Annotated in this window: 12 protein-coding genes; 9 read left to right on the top strand and 3 right to left on the bottom strand. The window is 72.1% G+C overall.

Annotated elements, in window-relative coordinates:
• Nucleotides 1–19: 19 nt before the first annotated feature.
• Nucleotides 20–781 (bottom strand): DeoR/GlpR family DNA-binding transcription regulator, encoded by a 762-nt coding sequence (locus tag ACWCO8_RS01465; protein WP_451030382.1) that lies wholly within the window; start codon nt 779–781, stop codon nt 20–22.
• Nucleotides 782–1146: 365 nt separating this feature from the next.
• Here ACWCO8_RS01465 and ACWCO8_RS01460 point away from each other — a divergent pair, with 365 nt between their 5' ends.
• From ACWCO8_RS01460 to ACWCO8_RS01430, 7 genes are all read left to right on the top strand, one after another.
• Nucleotides 1147–1908: a DeoR/GlpR family DNA-binding transcription regulator gene (locus ACWCO8_RS01460; protein WP_451030877.1), complete on the top strand. Its 762-nt coding sequence runs from the start codon at nt 1147–1149 to the stop codon at nt 1906–1908.
• Between the two features lie 63 nt (nt 1909–1971).
• A complete protein-coding gene (locus ACWCO8_RS01455; RefSeq protein WP_451030381.1) occupies nt 1972–4299 on the top strand; it encodes a tetratricopeptide repeat protein in 2328 nt (775 codons plus the stop codon).
• Between the two features lie 141 nt (nt 4300–4440).
• Entirely contained in the window at nt 4441–5124 is a 684-nt protein-coding gene (locus tag ACWCO8_RS01450) for an alpha/beta fold hydrolase (RefSeq protein WP_451030380.1), read from the top strand.
• 51 nt (nt 5125–5175) lie between these two features.
• The gene (locus ACWCO8_RS01445) at nt 5176–8112 is read left to right on the top strand and encodes an ATP-binding protein (protein WP_451030379.1); all 2937 of its coding nucleotides are present in this window, start codon (nt 5176–5178) and stop codon (nt 8110–8112) included.
• A gap of 16 nt (nt 8113–8128) precedes the next feature.
• Nucleotides 8129–8662 (top strand): bifunctional DNA primase/polymerase, encoded by a 534-nt coding sequence (locus ACWCO8_RS01440; protein WP_451030378.1) that lies wholly within the window; start codon nt 8129–8131, stop codon nt 8660–8662.
• Nucleotides 8663–8748: 86 nt separating this feature from the next.
• Complete coding sequence (locus tag ACWCO8_RS01435) at nt 8749–9678, top strand: RNA polymerase sigma factor (protein WP_451030377.1); 930 nt, start codon at nt 8749–8751, stop codon at nt 9676–9678.
• A 179-nt stretch (nt 9679–9857) separates the two neighbouring features.
• Nucleotides 9858–10538: an alpha/beta fold hydrolase gene (locus ACWCO8_RS01430; RefSeq protein WP_451030376.1), complete on the top strand. Its 681-nt coding sequence runs from the start codon at nt 9858–9860 to the stop codon at nt 10536–10538.
• On the opposite strand, the gene ACWCO8_RS01425 is transcribed toward ACWCO8_RS01430, so the two are convergent.
• Together ACWCO8_RS01425 and ACWCO8_RS01420 are read right to left on the bottom strand one after the other, a co-directional pair.
• Nucleotides 10519–13311: an ATP-binding protein gene (locus ACWCO8_RS01425; protein WP_451030375.1), complete on the bottom strand. Its 2793-nt coding sequence runs from the start codon at nt 13309–13311 to the stop codon at nt 10519–10521. The genes ACWCO8_RS01430 and ACWCO8_RS01425 overlap by 20 nt on opposite strands.
• A gap of 131 nt (nt 13312–13442) precedes the next feature.
• Nucleotides 13443–14312, bottom strand: a complete 870-nt coding sequence (locus ACWCO8_RS01420) for a hypothetical protein (RefSeq protein WP_451030374.1) — start codon at nt 14310–14312, stop codon at nt 13443–13445.
• Nucleotides 14313–14852: 540 nt separating this feature from the next.
• On the opposite strand from ACWCO8_RS01420, the gene ACWCO8_RS01415 reads away from it, so the two are divergent.
• Both ACWCO8_RS01415 and ACWCO8_RS01410 read left to right on the top strand, forming a co-directional pair.
• Nucleotides 14853–15401, top strand: a complete 549-nt coding sequence (locus tag ACWCO8_RS01415) for a helix-turn-helix transcriptional regulator (RefSeq protein WP_451030373.1) — start codon at nt 14853–14855, stop codon at nt 15399–15401.
• Complete coding sequence (locus ACWCO8_RS01410; RefSeq protein ID WP_451030372.1) at nt 15401–16156, top strand: GNAT family N-acetyltransferase; 756 nt, start codon at nt 15401–15403, stop codon at nt 16154–16156. The genes ACWCO8_RS01415 and ACWCO8_RS01410 overlap by 1 nt, the downstream gene beginning before the upstream one ends.
• Nucleotides 16157–16223 lie beyond the last annotated feature (67 nt).

Below are 16223 nucleotides of genomic sequence, written 5' to 3'. Positions count from 1 at the left end.
GTTCACACGGCTGGTGTGTTCACACCCGGATGACCTGGGGGCCGAGCAAGGAGTAGCGCTGGGCCTCGGCCGACGGCAGGCCGGTGTCGGTGACGATCGCCTCGACGTCCCGGATCTCGGCGAAACGGCAGAAGCTGACGACACCGAACTTGGTGTGCGCGCCCACGAGCACCCGGCGCCGGGAGGCGCGGACCGCCTGCTTCTTGACCTCGCCGACGGCCGGATCGGGCGTGGTGAGCCCGTACTCGCGTGAGATGCCGTTGGCACCGATGAAGCACAGGTCGATGACGAGGCCGGCGAGCATCCGGGAGGCCCAGTGGTCGACCGTGGCCAGGGTCCCCGGTCGCACCCGGCCGCCGAGCAGCAGGACCGTGGTCTGCTCCGCGTCGGTGAGGGTGTGGGCCACCGCGAGGGAGGCGGTGACCACGGTCAGCGGACGGTCGCGGGGGAGTGCGGCGGCGATCAGCTGCGGGGTGAAGCCCTCGTCGACGAAGACCGTCTCCGCCTCGCCGAGCAGCTGGGCGGCCGCGGCGGCGATCCGGGTCTTCTGCGGAACGTGCTGGGTGGTGCGCTCCACGAGGGTCGTCTCGAATCCGGCGCTCTCCACGGGCCGCGCACCGCCGTGGTTGCGGCGGATCAGCCCCTTCCGTTCCAGGGCGGCCAGGTCGCGGCGGATCGTCTCCCTGGCGACGGTGAACCGCGTGGCCAGATCCGACACTTCCACGGATCCCGAGCCGCGCGTGATGCTCAGGATCCTGCGCCGGCGCTCGTCCGTGTCCACGCCACACCTTCCCGCCGGGGTTCTGTCCTGCCTGTCGCTGCCCGTTCGGGCCCGTGGTCCGTTTTTACAAGGGCTTCGACTGAGGTGACCAGGCTGTTCGCCGTGTGGATGCTGCCCGTTCATGCCCGATTGCCCGCCACCGTTTCCGCAGATCAGGCGGCCGGCGGCGGTGGGAGCGGGCCGCGCCCCTGTCCGTTGGCGGGGTGAGCGGGGCCCATTCCGTGCCCGAATGGCCCGGGTGGGCTCGCCGGCATGCCGTACGTTCTCGGTCATCCTGCCGATGTCTCCGGGGCTCCCCGTGCCACATGATGGTGCGCGGTCGGGCCGCGACCGGGGGCCTTCCTAGCGTCGAGGTGGTGAGGGGTGTGACTGCCGAGGACCGTCGCCGTGCGATTCTCAGGGCCGCCCGCCGTGAGGGGGCGGTCCACGTGGTCTCCCTGGCGGAGAAGCTGGCGGTCTCCCTGGAGACCGTCCGCCGCGACCTGCGGGTTCTGGAGGACCACGGGCTCGTCCGCCGTACGCACGGCGGGGCGTACCCGGTGGAGAGCGCCGGGTACGAGACCACCCTCGAAGCCCGCACGGTGCGGCACGTGGCGGAGAAGGCGCGGATCGCCCGGGCGGCCGCCGAACTGCTCGGCGAGGCGGAGACCGTCTTCGTCGACGAGGGCTTCACGCCCCAGCTGATCGCGGAGGCCCTGCCCCAGGACCGTCCGCTCACCGTCATCACCGCGTCGCTCGCGACCGCCTCCGTGATGGCGGCGCGGGACCGGGTCCAGGTGCTGCTGCTCGGCGGGCGGGTGCGGGGCGGCACGCTCGCCACGGTGGACCACTGGGCCACGGAGATGCTGGCCGGCTTCGTCATCGACCTCGCGTACGTGGGGGCCAACGGGATCTCTCGTGAGTACGGGCTGACTACCCCCGACCCCGCGGTGGGCGAGGTGAAGGCACAGGCGTTGCGCTCGGCCAGGCGGCGGGTCCTCTCCGGGGTCCACACCAAGTTCGGGGCCGTCAGCTTCTGCCGGTTCGCCGAGGTCCGGGAGTTCGAGACGATCGTGACCGACACCGCGCTGTCCTCGGCCGAGGCACATCGGTACTCGTTGCTCGGGCCTCAGGTCATCCGCGTGTAGACGCGTCGCACCGGCGCCCCGCGCGAAAGCGCATTCTTCGCGTAACTCCTGAATCCTGCTTGCTTGTTAAGTAGGTTGGCCCGATATTGGGTCCGACGAATCCAGAGGGGATTCCCCGCAGAAGGAGGCCTCCTCATCAACGCCCTACCTCGCTTCGCGGAACTGCTGCGGCGGCACCGGCACGCCGCACGCCTGACACTCGAGCAACTCGCCGCACTCTCCGGAGTCAGCGGCCGCACCCTGTCCGACATGGAGCGGGGCCGCAGCAAGGGGCCTCAGCACCGGACCGTCACCGCCCTCGCGGACGCGCTGGCCCTGGAAGGGCCCGACCGCAAGGAGCTCATCGAGCTGGCGCGCGACGGGCGCCTGCGAGACCACTGGAAGCGCCCGACCGGACTGTGCGAACTCCCGCGTAGCATCGACGACTTCACGGGCCGTACGGCGGAGCTGGCCTGGACGCGGAGCCTCGTCCGCGACGAGGACACCGAGGCCGTCGCCCAGGTGGGACTCATCACCGGCGCCGCCGGTCTCGGCAAGACCGCGTTCGCCATCCACGCAGGCCACACCCTGCGCCCGGACTTCCCCGACGGGGTGTACTTCCTCGACCTGTTCGGCATGTCCGCGCGCCCACTGCCCGTCGACCAGGCCCTGGCACAGCTGCTCCGCGCCCTGGGCGTACCGGACCAGCAGATCCCCGCCGACCTCGCCGAAGGCGCGTCGCTGTACCGGTCGTTGCTGAGAGAGAGACGGGCGCTGGTCGTGCTCGACAACACCTCGTCGGAAGAGCAGATCCGTCCCCTGCTGCCGGGTGGAGGCCACGGCCGGGCCCTGGTGACCAGCCGCCGGCTGCTCGCCGGCCTGGAGGGCGTACGCCGCCTGAACCTCGGCCCCCTGCCCCTTCTCGACACCACTCACCTGCTGAGCGGGATCACCCGGGACCGAGGCGCCTCGGACGGCGAAGCGGTCCTCACCGAGCTCGCGCAGCTGTGCGGCGGCCTGCCCCTCGCGGTACGGATCATCGGCAACCGACTCGTCAGCCGCCCCGGATGGAGCGCCGCCGAACTCATCGCCCGGCTCGCCGACGAGGAGCGCCGTCTCGACCAGCTCAAGGCGGGCGACCTGAAGATCGCCAACGCCTTCGGGATGTCGTACGAGCAACTGGCCCCGGACGCCCGCAAGCTCTTCCGCCGGCTCGCCCTGGTGACCGGCCACGACTTCGACGCCGCCCTCGCCGCCGTGGTGGGCGAGATCTCCGTCGAGGACGCCTGGAACGTGCTCGACGAACTGATCGACCTCGGCCTCCTCCAGGACAGCGGGGCCGGCCGCTACCGCTTCCACGACCTGGTCGGGCTGTTCGCGCGCGAACGGCTCAAGGCCGAGGACCCGGCGGACGAGCGGGAGGCGGTCGAGCGGACGACGGCGTCCTGGCTGGTGCGGAAGGCCTCCGTCGCGGGGGGATGGTTCGAACGGGATCAAGGCCGCGCCGGCCGGCCCGCCGACTTCGCCGACCTGTCCTCGGAGGAGGCGGCCGACCAGTGGCTGCGCGTGAACGTGGACAACTGGCTGGGGGCGCTGCGGGCGGCGGCGAGCGACGCCCGGCACCCCGAAGTGCTCGACTGCGCCGAGTCGTTGCACTGGTTCTCCGACCGCTGGATGCACGCGCCGCACTGGCACGAGGTGTTCACACTCGGGGTCGACGCCGCCGCCGCACTGGGGGATCGGACCCGTCAGGCCCACCAGCTCAACTCGCTGGCCTGGGTCCATCTGCTGCCGCGCGACGACCCGGAGACCGCGCTGCGGTACACCACCGAGGCGATGGAGCTCGCCGAGCGCACGGGAGCCACGGAACACGTCGCCTCCGCCCTCCACAACGAGGGCGGAGCGCTGCGCAGACTCGGACGGCTCGACGAGGCCACCGCGTCGGAGACCCGGGCGGCGGAGCTCTTCAAGTCCGTCGGTGACATGGACTCGTACTGCCAGTGCCTCGGCGCCCTCGGTACCTGTCTGCGGGACGCAGGGCACCACGCCGAGGCGCTGCGGCGGTACCTCGACCTGGGGGAATTGCTGCAGGACCCGGAGTCGGGGGTGAGGCCGACGGTGGCGGCGTTCATCCGGCCGATCGCACTGGCTCGCGCCGGCGAATGCCTCGGATCGCTCGGCCGTCGGCCCGAAGCCATCACCAAGCTCGTCGAGGCGATCGGCCTCATGGAGCAGGCCAAGTTGTCCGTCCCACAGGCCCATTCCCTGGAGACACTCGGATCCCTGCTCGGCGACGAGGGCCGGCGGGACGAGAGCATCCGGGCCTACGCGCAGGCGGCCGAGATGTTCGAGGAGGTCGGCGACGACGAGGCCGGCCGTCGTTGCCGTGACCTGGTGTCCACCGGTCCCTGAGATGTCCAACGGGTGACGGCACGCAGAACTCCGCGTGCTGTTCTGCGTGCTGTTCTGCATGGGCAGACGGCCGCCGTGAGCGTTGACTGGAGGGAGTCGGACGGGCCTGTGGGGGCCCGTCCACCCACTCCGGGAGCGCCCATGGCGACCATCGAGAACATCGTGCTCGTGCACGGTGGCTTCGTGGACGGGTCCGGTTGGCGGGGCGTCTACGACGAGCTCGCCAGGGACGGCTTCCGCATCCGGATCGTGCAGAACCCGACGCTGTCGCTCGAGGGTGACGTCGCCGCGACCCGCCAGGTCCTCGACACCCTCGACGGGCCGGCCGTCCTGGTCGGCCACTCCTACGGCGGGGTCGTCGTCACCGAGGCGGGTACGCACCCCAACGTCGCGGCCCTCACGTACATCGCCGCCTTCGCCCCGGACACGGGGGAGTCGGCCGGCACGTTCCTCGCCGACCCGGCGCCCGGGGCGCCGGTGCCGCCGCTCCTGTCGCAGGGCGACGGCCTCCTCCACCTGGACCGCGACAGGTTCCACGACGCCTTCGCCGCCGATCTGCCCGTACGGCGGACCTCGTTCATGGCCGACGCCCAGGTCCCCTGGGGCGTGGCCGCCCTCGGCGGGGCGGTCACCGAACCGGCCTGGAAGCACAAACCCAGCTGGTACCTGGTCGCCACCGAGGACCGCATGCTCCCGGCCGCTGCCCAGCGGGCCATGGGCCGGCGCACGGGCGCGACCGTCGTCGAGGCCATCGGCAGCCACGCCGTCCACATCTCGCAGCCCGGCGCGGTCGCCGGCCTCGTTCGCGAGGCCGCCACCGCCTGACCGCAGGAGCCGCGCCTCTCGCGTCTTCCACCGCCGCTCGCAGGGGAAATCATGACCACTCTTCTCACGCCGCCACACGCCACCGCCGGTTCCGCCACCGCCGGTTCCGCCACCGCCGGTTCCGCGACCGCCGCCCCGTCCAACGTCGTCCCGCTGGCCGAGCACGCCCCCGCTCAGGTACAGGCCCAGGGCGGCACGAGCGCCCTTGTCGGGCGGTCGGCGGAACTCGCGCTGGTCGACAGGCTCCTGGCCGAGGCGGCGCACCGGAGTGCCTCGCTGTTCCTGACCGGAGCGGCCGGCGTGGGCAAGAGCGCGCTGCTCGACGAAGCCGCGCTGCGGGCGGAGCGGGACGGATTCCGCGTGGTGCGGGCCGCCGGCGCCCGCTTCGACCAGCACGTCGGCTTCGCAGGGCTGAACCAGATCCTGCTGCCGCTGGCGGGCGAGCTGGCCTCCCTGCCGGCCCGGCAGGCGCGCACTCTCGAAGTGATCCTCGGCCTCGCGGCGGGTGAACCGGAGGAGCTGTCGACCGTCGCGTACGCGGTACGGGAGCTGCTCTTCCGCACCGGTACGGCACGCAGCCCGCTGGCCCTGATCGTCGACGACTACGGATGGCTGGACCGGCCCAGCGCGGTGGTCCTCGCGACAGTCGCCCGCCACGCGGGCATCGGGCGCGTCGCGCTGCTGGCCGCCTCCCGGCGGGGCGAGGCATTCATCCCCGGTACGGGGACCCGGACCCACAAAGTGCCGCCCCTCGACGCGAAGTCGGCGACGAAACTGGTGGCCGAGCGGTTCCCGGACATGACCTCCGCGGTACGCCGACGGCTCCTCGCGGAGGCCGGGGGCAACCCCCTCGCGCTGCTGGAACTGCCCGTCTCGCTCAGCCTCGTCCAGCAGACGCGCGTACGGTCCCTGCCGGCCGTCCTCCCGCTGACCGAGCGCCTGCGGACGATCTTCTCGGAGCGGGTCGCGGCCCTGCCGGACGCCACCCGGAAGCTGCTCCTGCTGGCCGTTCTGGACGACACGGGCGACCTGGAGGTGCTGCGGGGGAGGGGCGAGGCGGCGGGGACGCCGGCCGAACTCGCCCCCGCCGAGCATGCCGGACTCGTACGGGTCGACTCCGCCGCCGGGCGCCTGGCCTTCCGGCACCCGCTGACCCGCTCGGCCGTCATGGAGCTGTCGACCGGCGCCGAGCGCCGCTGGGCGCACCGGGCGCTCGCCTCCGCGCTCCCGGAAGGGTCCGAGCGCCGAGCGCTGCACCTGGCCGGCGCGACCGTGGGCCCGGACGACCAGGTGGCCGCTCTGGTGCACGAGGCCGCCTACAGCACCCTGCGCCGCGGCGACTCCGTCGGCGCCGTCTCCGCTCTCGTACGCGCCTCGGAGCTCAGTGGCTCTCGTACGGCCAAGGGGCGCAGGCTCGCCGAGGCCGCCTGCCTGAGCGCCCACGTCACCGGCGACCTGCGCGCCGTACGCGCCCTGCTCGACGACGCCGCGGCCGTCGACCCGTCGAGCGCCTCGTCCCCGGCCGCCGCCGCGGCGGCAGCGGGGGAGCTCCTGCACTGGGACGGTGACGCGGACGGTGCTCACCGGCTGCTCGTCGGAGCGATCGCCGGCCACACCCCCGGGGGCCCGGCCGACGCCGTCATGCTGCGCGAGGCGCTCCACACCCTGCTCCTGGTGTGCGCGTCCGGCGGGCGGCCCGACCTGTGGCAGTCCTTCGACGCGATCCTGGCGCGCCACGGCATGGACGCCTCCGACCCCCTGCTGCCGGTCCTGCGCGGCGCCCTCGGCGACCCGGCGCACGCGGCGCTGCCGGTCCTGCCCCGCCTCGACGAGCTGGTCGCCGGGCTCCACCGGCAGACCGACCCCACGGCCATCGTCCGCACGGCCGTCGCCGCGACCTACGTCGACCGCCTTCCGGGCTGCCGCAGCGCCCTGCTCCGCGTGGTCGACAACGGCCGCAACGGAGGAGCCGTGGCCTCGGCCATCCCGGCCCTCCTCCTCCTGGCCGACGACGCCTACGCGGGCGGACGGTGGGACGAGGTCGCCGAACTGACCGACGAGGCGCTGCGGTGGTGCGCCTCCCACGACTACCGGCTCCACGCCTGGCGGGGCCGCCTGCCGCAGGGCCTGCTGGCCGCCGCACGCGGTGACGACGACACCGCCCGGAGCCTCGCGGACGGCCTCGCCTCCTGGGGCAACCCGCGCGGCCTGGTTGGGCCCCGCGTCCACGCGGCCCACATCAACGCCCTGTCCGCGCTCGGGCGCGCCGACTTCGAGAGCGCGTACCGGCACCTGACGCCTCTCAGCCCCGCGAACCGGCCCGCGGCGCATGTCCCGCACGCCCTCAGGCTCGTCTGGGACTTCACCGAGGCGGCGACCCGTACCGGTCACCACGAGGAGGCGGCCGCGTTCCTGGCTGCCGTCCGGGACGCCGGCGTCCCCGCCCTCTCACCACGCCTCGCCATGATCACCGACGCGGCGACCGCGCTGGCCGACCCGAACCGCCTCGATCGCCACCTCTTCGAGAAGGCCATCGCGACACCCGGCGCGGAGCAGTGGCCCTTCGATCTGGCCCGGATCCGCCTCGGCTACGGCGAACGACTCCGCCGAGCCCAGGCGAGCGTCGCGGCGCGGCCTCACCTGGAGGCTGCCCTGGACACGTTCGAGCGCCTCGGAGCCGCCCCGTGGAGCGCCCGCGCGCTGGGCGAGCTGCGCGCGAGCGGCCAGGCCCCGGCCGCCCCCGTCCTGCCCGTGGCGGGTGCCGAGCCGCCGCTGACCCCGCAGGAGTGGCAGACCGCCCAACTCGCCGCCACAGGACTGACGAACAAGCAGATCGCCGCCCAGCTCTTCCTGTCCCACCGCACCGTGGCGGCCCATCTGCGAGGCGCGTTCCGCAAGCTGGACATCACGTCCCGCGGCGGGCTGCGCGACGCGCTGACCGGTCTCGGTCAGCTGCCCGAGGACAGCCCCGGACGGCGGGCCGTCTGAGACATCTCCTCAAGAGGTGAGTGACGTGAAGCGAACGACATGGAGGCACATCTCCTGGCTCTGCGAAGCTGCTGATGATCCGTCAGCATGCTTGACCGCGTGGGCGAGCGACCCCCGAGCACCGTACCCCCTGCCCACGGGCCGCACGTTCGACGTGGTCTCGGTCGACCAGCGGCTCGGCCTGGAGGCGCTCGGCCAACTCCTGCACAGAGGACTGCCCATCGGCCCGACCGTGCTCGACCACCGGGCGCGACGCATGGGCTTCCTGCTGGCCCCGAGGAGTCGGCAGGCCTTCACCCGCCAACTCGGGCGCGGTGAAGGAACGCCTCCCGCACACCGCTATCTGAGCCGTGGCTCGGTGGTCGTCGTGCCAGGGCCCCGGCCCGTGTTCGGCGACCGCTACGAGTGGCTCCGCGCCCCGACGCGGCGACCGCCGACGGGGCCGTACCTCCCGGTCGCCCTGGCCGCCGCGCTCGTCGCCTCCGTCGAGGCACTCACCTGCGCGGACCGGTACGGCACCTTGCGCAGCCCCCTGTATGGCGCGGCCTGATCCAGGCGCTCTACGGTCGAGTGACCAGTGCCGGAAGGGATCGTGGGATGCGGGACGCAGTCGAAGCGGCGCGTGTGGAGGATGCGATGCTCACGCGCGCGGCGCAGGCCGGTGACATCGCCGCCCTGGGCTTGCTCCTTGAACGCCACAGGGCGGGCATGCGTGCGGTGGCGTTGAGCATTCTGGGGCCTGGCGCGGACGCCGACGACGTGATGCAGGACGCGGCCCTGACGGCGCTGCGGCGGATCGGGGACGTACGGGACCCGGGGGCCGTCGGCCCTTGGCTGCGGATGATCGTGCGCAACGCCGCCCGGTCCCTGCTGCGGGGCGCGGTCACGGCGCCCCAGCCGGTGGACGAGCTCCCGCTGCCGTCGCCGGAGGACGGCCCCGAGCAGTGGCTCGAACGGAGCGCGGTACGGGACTGGGTCTGGGAGGCGCTCGAGCAGCTCTCGCCGCTGCTGCGCCTGCCGTTGGTGCTGCGGCACTTCACCACCGTCGTCACCTCGTACGAGCAGATCGCCCGCGTGTGCGGCGTCCCGGTGGGCACGGTGCGCAGCAGGCTCAGCCTGGGCCGGGCCAAACTGGCCGCCGCTCTCGCCGCCACGGCCGACTCCGCGCACGGTGACACGGAGCAGCGGGTGTCGGCCAGCCGTACCGAGGCCCGGGAGACGCTCGCCGCCGCCGAGAGCGGCCGCTTCGGCCGGCTGATGACGGAACGCTGGTCCCCCGACATCGCCCTCCTCCGGGGAGCCGACCGCCTGGGCGGCTGGGACCTTCTCGTACGCACCATGGACGCCGACGTTGAGGACGGGGTCCGCCAGCGCCTCGTCCACGCGGCTGCCGGCCGGTCCCTCACGGTCTGGGAGATGGACATCATCAACCCACCGAACCACCCCGACCACTGCCCACCGGCGGTCGCCTGGCTCATGACCCTGGACGCCGCCGGCCGCGTACGCCAGCTACGGCTCGCCCACCCCCGACCCGTACAACGCCTGGACCTGCTGCCCGCGGGCTGAGGTGGATCGGCTGAGGGAGATCGCTGAGGGAGACCGGCTGAGGGAGATCGGCCGAGCGAGGCCGGTGCTACGTCGCCCCCTCAGCCGCCACTAGGTCATTCGACCGAAGCGCCCCGAGCGCGCCGCTGGCTAGCTTTCACCTGCAACGGAGGTTCTTCACAGATCACAGGAGCCATGACATGAGCCCCCTGAAGAACGTCGTCCTCGTCCATGGGGGCTTCGTCGACGGTTCCGGCTGGCAGGCCGTGCACCGCCTTCTCACCCGCGATGGCTTCCGCGTCAGCGTCGTGCAGAACCCGACCCACTCCCTCGACGGCGACGTCGCGGTCGTACGCAAGGTAATCGACGCCCAGGACGGGCCGACCGTGCTCGTGGGCCACTCCTACGGCGGCGTCGTGATCACCGAGGCCGGTCGGCATCCCAAGGTCGCCGCGCTCGCCTATGTCGCCGCCTTCGTGCCCGACAAGGGCGAGTCGGTCAGCGCGCTGATCGCCGACCCGCCGCCGAGCGCGCCCGTTCCGCCGATCCTGCCGCCCGAGGACGGCTTCCTCCTGCTCGACCGCGACAAGTTCCCGGACTCCTTCGGGGGCGATCTGTCGCTGGAGTACGCGCGGTTCATGGCGGACTCGCAGGTGGCCTGGGGCGTCGACGCGCTCAACGGCGTGGTGGCGGAGGCGGCTTGGCGGTTCAAGCCGAGCTGGTATCTCGTGGCGACCGCCGACCGGATGATCCCGCCGTCGGCGCAGCGCGCGATGGCGGAACGGGCGGGAGCCACCACCAGCGAGGTCCTCGCCAGCCACGCCGTCTACATCTCCCGCCCCGACGCCGTCGCCGAGTTGATCAGGCATGCCGCCGCGTGAGCGCGTCCCGAAGGCCGGCGCGCGACGTGACGTTCAACTTCGGGAAGACTCCGCGCAGATGGGCGGCCACGGTGCGGGGGGACAGGAAGAGCTGGGCCGCGATCTGCTTGTTGGTCAGCCCGGTGGCGGCCAGCTGCGCGATCTGCTGCTCCTGAGGAGTCAGCGGCGAACGGCCGTCCTCGGCCGAAGTCGCGGCCGGGACGTGGCCGTGGACGTTCACACCGCTCGCCCGTAGTTCGTTCGCGGCGCGTGCGCTCCACGGCTGGGCCCCCAGGCGCTGGAACGTGCTGAGCGCGGCCTCCAGGTGGATCCCGGCGGCCCCTCCTGCCTTGGCCCTGCGCAGCCTCTCCCCGTAGGCGAGGCAGATCCGTGCCCAGTCGAAGGGCCATCGTTCGGCCCCCGGAGTGGCGATGGCCCGCTCGAACAGCTCGTGATCGACGACGTCCGGCTTGGCCACGGCCTCGGCGGCGTCGGTCAGCATGGCCAGGCGCGGCGAGATGGCCGGGACACCGGACGCCCTCACCGCAGCGATGTGCTCGACCGCCTCGGTGTGGTGACCGGTCCGGGCGGCGGCTTCGGCGAAGTCCCAGAAGAGCGAGAGGGCATGGGGCGTGTGCGAGGGGAGCTGCCCCGGTGTGCCGAGCGATCTCAGACAGCGGTACGCGCCCTCGAAGTCCGCGCCGCCGAGCGCGGACAGCGCCCGCATGTGGGAGGCGTACACGTGCAGCATCCCCAGTCCTCTGGGGTTCCCCCACGAATCGAGCCGGTCGGCGATGTCGAGGGCCGTCCGGTCGTCGCCTCGCGCGGCGGCCAGGACGCCTCGCAGGAACTGCCCCGAGCAGCCGAGCAGTCGGTAGTTGTGCGTCTCGCACCAGCGCAGACCTTCGTCGGTGAGGACCGGGACGTCGTCCCACTGTCCGCCGGCATAGGCGTCGTTGGCGAGAAGGAAGTGGGCCTCGATGGCCGTGGCGATGGCTCCTCCGTTGCGGCCGTCCTCCGCGACCCGCCGCAGGGCGCTGCGGCAGTCGGGCAGCCGGTCGACATAGACACCCGCGATCGCGGTCCGCACGATGCTCCGGGGATCGGTCTCCCGGGTGAGGCCGAGGATGAGGCCGTCCAGCTCGTCCAGGACCGCCACCGCGCTGTGGGCGGGATCGCCGAAGGCGGCGCGGAGCACGCTCAGCAGGGGATCGGGCGCGTGCCGCAGCACATCGGCCACGGCGCTGTCGAAGGCAGGCCAGTGGTCGGGCCGGCCGCTGAAGAAGCACACCATGAGCAGCGTGTGCAGGGCCTCCCGGAGGATGTTGTCGTCCGTCCGACCGGGTTGGGCGTTACTGCGGATCGCGCCGACGAGCAGCCGGTGCGCGGTGTCCGCGTCGCCTTCGCCGTTGAGGAGCTGACTGGCCGCGGCCGCCGCCACCGCCGGCGAGTCCGCCCCCACGGGATCGGCCGACCTGGCGTTGTCGAGGAGGGACCGTACGTTGCGCAGGTCACCGGTGATGTTGGCGCCGAGGACGGCCGCCTCGGCCAGCATGCGCCCCTTCGTCGTCCCCGAGCCGCTCAGCTCGGAGGCCCGGAGCAGGGTGGTGAGGGCGCCGACGGCGTCGCCGCGGCGCAGCGTCCGATAGGCCACGTCGTGCAGGAGGGCGGCCACCTCGTCGTCCGGGCCGCCGGCCGCGGCGGCCAGATGGCGGACCCGGCGCTCCGAACCCTCCGGGAACTCCTCGGCCAGGTCCAGGTGCATCCGCTGCCGCTCGGCTCGGGTGGACAGCTCGATGACCGCGGAACGGGTGAGCGGGTGCCGGAAGACCAGGCGGCCCGTCAGGGAGTCCACCCACACCAGGCCTGCCCGCTCGGCCGGGCCCAGCCTGGTGAGGACGTCCGATCCGGCGAGGGCTCGTTCGAGTACGTGCAGATCACCGGAGCCCTCCAGGACGGCGAGCAGGAGCAGCTCCTGCGTCGCGCGCGGCAGGGCACCGACCCGTACGGAGAATATCTTCTTGAGGCGTTCGGAGAGTGGCAGCACGGCCGGCAGCGGCCCCCGTTCCGTCTGCTGGGCCTCGTTGAGGGGGACGGGCAGTTCGAGCAGGGCCAGCGGGTTGCCGGCGGCTTCCGTGACAAGGCGCTGCCGGACCCGGGGCGTCATGGCGGGGAACCGTTCCGCCACCAGCGCGGTAGCGGACTCTTCGTCCAGCGGCTGCACCTCGTGCGTAGGTATCCCGGTGCCGCTCAGGAAGGACTCGTCGCCGGTCCTGGACGCCGCGAGCAGGACCAGGGAACCCGTTCTGACGTGCCGGGCGACGGTCCCGAGCACCATGGCGCTGGGGCGGTCGAGCCAGGCCGGGTCGTCGATGACCAGCGTGAGGGGGCCACGGGTCGCCACGGTCCGGGTCAACAGGACCTGTACGGCGTTGGAGATGCTGAGCAGCTCGGCCGGCTGCTCGTCGGAGAGGCCCCGCACCGCCTGGAGGGTCTCCGCCTGCCGGGCCGGCAGGGCCGGGATCTCCTCGGCCAGCGGCTGGAGCAGTTGGGCGAGGCCCGAGAAGCCGACGTCCTGCCCGAACTGCGAGCCCACGATCCGTACGACGGTGAACCCCGCCTCGGACGCGCGCTCCGCGGCGATGTCCAGCAGGGCGCTTTTCCCCACGCCCGCCTCTCCCGTCAGCATCAGCGCGGTGCCCCGGGAGGCGGGATCGAAGAGATCGTCGACGAGCGCCTGCTCCACCGAACGCCCGACGAGGCCGTTCGAGGCTGGTGACGTGGGGAACGACATGAGGACCTTCCAATCTGCTCGGGCCGGATCAAGGGCATGACGGAAGGAACACCCGGAAGTTCGCTCGATGAGACGTGAGCCGCATCACACTGCCAGATGTCGTGTCGTGAGCCAAGACCCGAGGTCGCGCGTCAGGCGGCCCCCTGCTCCGTCGTGACCAGCCCCGGAGGACGCTTCCGCGCGAACGCGCCCTCGATGAGGGAGAGTTCGGTGGGCCGCGCCGTCGCCCGGGTCAGCTCCTCCACCGTAGTCGCGTCCCACCACTCGACGGCTTTAGTGGTCTTAACGGTCTCGGCGTTCTCGATGGTCTCGGCGGTCTCCCACGGGAACATCTCACGCAGCATCACGCGGGCCCCTCGGCCGTCGAGCGCGTCGACCACCTTGAGGACCTTGAACCGGGTGCCGGGAGTGAACACCAGCCTCCCGGTGGCGTACGGGTCGACGGAGTCCGTACGGCGCCCGGTGAGCGACCACACCACATACCCGGGTCCACCTGCACCGAGCACGGCCGGCGACGAGGCCGCCTGCCAGAAGCCGTGGTCGACGGCCAGGGGGTTCTGCCGATACCACTCCACCAGGCTGCCGGCCACACCGGTGCGCACGATGGCGGGCCCTCGGTAGGCGGGCAGCCTGCGCAGCCCCGACGCGACGCAACGCGCGAGCGGCATGTGCACACCGGGTTCCCCGGCGAGCATCATCGGATCCACCCAGGCCCACTCCTCGTCCAGGTAGAGACGGACGGCGGCCAGGTCGGCGCGGGCGCTGACGTCGAGGGCGCGGCGGCTGTCCAAGGCCGCCCACTCCTTCGGGAGTGCCGCTCCGACGCCCGACATGGCCCGGCGGAACCGATCGCCGTACAGACTCATCAGCCGGAGCCGGTCCCGCGCGATTCCGCGCCCGCCGGCGGAGACGATCCGGGCGGCGGCACGCGGGGTTGGCTGCGCCTGGACAGAGGGTTCGGTCGCGGTTTCGAACGGAACGGCCGTCGTGGTCGGATGCATGGCGTCGCTTCTCCCTGGGCCGCGGGGGATGGAGGAGTCGGCAGGAGCGGCTGCGGTGGTTCGGTGCCTTTGTCGAGGACTGTAGGAACGCCATGCGGCCCGGCAATCCCGCGTGAGACACGTGCGTGCGAAAGGGCACGGACGCTTCCTGTTCGTACCGTCGGGTGAACTCGGCCGATGCGGGCAGCGCGACGGGAAGGCAAGCTGACGTCATGAGGGTCGGGGAGGGGACCAGGTGGTTGACGCAAACCACCCAAACCAATTCAACCACCCTGAAATCCTACTGGGTCATTTGACCGAAGCTGGGTCACCGGCGGTCGCCGTACTGTGCCGATACGGCTCGAACTCCACTCGCACCGGGGTGGGAGCGTCGAGCGTGCATGTCGGTTCTATCTGGGGATTGCTGAAGTGACTCTGACTGTGACTCAGACGGGTGGAACGGGATCCGCGACGCTGGCAGATCCGATCCGAGTAGTCCTGAGGGCGAGCGACGCCTTCCTGGAACATGCGACCAGCGCCTACCTGCAGTCGCGTTCCGGCGTGAACATCGTCGCCCAGCAGGGACTTCCCGACGCGGACGTGTCGGTCATGCTGCTCCACTCCCTGAACGACGACTGGTTGAGGGTGCTGAGGCAGGATGCCGCCCGCGCCGCCGGCGCGCCGGTCCCCGTCGTGGTGATGGCGGATCGCGTCAGCGAGCAGCAGCTCACCCAGGCGGTCGAGTACGGCCTCACCAGCTTCCTCTACCGGAGCCGCTCGAGCCTTGAGAACCTGCTCGACGCGACCGTCGCGGCGAGCTCCGGGCGCAGCCGCTTCCCGAACGAACTGGTGGGACATCTGATCGCCGAACTGGGCCATCAGCAACGGCAGCAGACGCTCGCGCAGTTGTCGAGAAGGGGCGGCCTCGCTGCGCGGGAGATAGAGGTGCTCCGCATGCTGGCCGAAGGCATGAACACCCTGGAGATCTCGGAGAAGATGAGCTACTCGGAGCGGACGATCAAGGGCATCATCCACGAGACGGTGAAGCAGCTGAACTGCAAGAACAGGACGCAGGCCGTCGCGCGTGCGGTCAGGACGGGTCTTCTCTGATGCTGGAACAGCTGCTCGCCAACTGCCGTGACTACTGGCTCGGCTGGGGCTCGGCCGAGCGCGTCGACGGTCAACTGGCGTACTACCGAAGCGGGCTGGCGAACGGCCAGCTCAACGGAGTTCTGCGACTGGGCGACATCGACCGGCTCGAACAGTCGCTCAAGGACGCCACCGAACGGCTGGCCGGAGTTCCGTGGATGTGCTGGGTGGGACCCGACAGCGCCCCGGGTACGGCGGAAAGGCTTCCCGGGCTCGGTGGGGTGAGGCTCGGCGCGATGCCCATCATGGCCATCGACACGAAGGACGTGGTTCCCGCCGAAGGGCCTGCGGACCTGGAGATCGAGACAGTGCGAGGGCTGCCCGCGCTGAAGGAGTGGGTGCAGACCTACACCCCGTCCTTCGGCGTCCCGCCGGAACTCCTCGACGACGTGCTGCGCAACGAACTGGACCGCCGCGACGCCGCCCGCATCGTCAGGTTCGTCGGCCGCCGCGCGGGACGTCCGGTGGGCACGTCGCTCCTCTACGAAGCACACGGCGTGGCCGGCATCTACGTCGTCACGACCACCGAGGACCAACGCCGCCAGGGCATCGGCGCGGCACTCACGGTCGCGGCCCTGGAAGCCGGCCGCGCACGCGGCCTGACGGTCGGCACTCTCCAATCCAGCCCGGCCGGCTTCCCGGTGTACGAGCGCCTGGGGTTCGAGACGGTCGCCACGTACGAGCTCTTCCAGATTTCCCCCGCAACCCTGCGATGAACGACCCCGTCCTGGCACCTGGCTGGATGTCTGCGTAGCCCGGAGCCGCGCGGAACCGGAGGTGGCA

Source organism: Streptomyces sp. NPDC001927 (assembly GCF_053594455.1).
This window is presented reverse-complemented; position numbering and strand designations above follow the sequence as displayed.

What these genes read in the sequence shown, in the direction of transcription:
- ACWCO8_RS01430 (WP_451030376.1), top strand. Translation starts at nt 9,858, where the DNA reads ATGAGCCCCCTGAAGAACGTCGTCCTCGTCCATGGGGGCTTCGTCGAC.
- ACWCO8_RS01425 (WP_451030375.1), bottom strand. Translation starts at nt 13,311, where the DNA reads ATGTCGTTCCCCACGTCACCAGCCTCGAACGGCCTCGTCGGGCGTTCG.
- ACWCO8_RS01420 (WP_451030374.1), bottom strand. Translation starts at nt 14,312, where the DNA reads ATGCATCCGACCACGACGGCCGTTCCGTTCGAAACCGCGACCGAACCC.
- ACWCO8_RS01435 (WP_451030377.1), top strand. Translation starts at nt 8,749, where the DNA reads ATGCTCACGCGCGCGGCGCAGGCCGGTGACATCGCCGCCCTGGGCTTG.
- ACWCO8_RS01410 (WP_451030372.1), top strand. Translation starts at nt 15,401, where the DNA reads ATGCTGGAACAGCTGCTCGCCAACTGCCGTGACTACTGGCTCGGCTGG.
- ACWCO8_RS01450 (WP_451030380.1), top strand. Translation starts at nt 4,441, where the DNA reads ATGGCGACCATCGAGAACATCGTGCTCGTGCACGGTGGCTTCGTGGAC.
- ACWCO8_RS01445 (WP_451030379.1), top strand. Translation starts at nt 5,176, where the DNA reads ATGACCACTCTTCTCACGCCGCCACACGCCACCGCCGGTTCCGCCACC.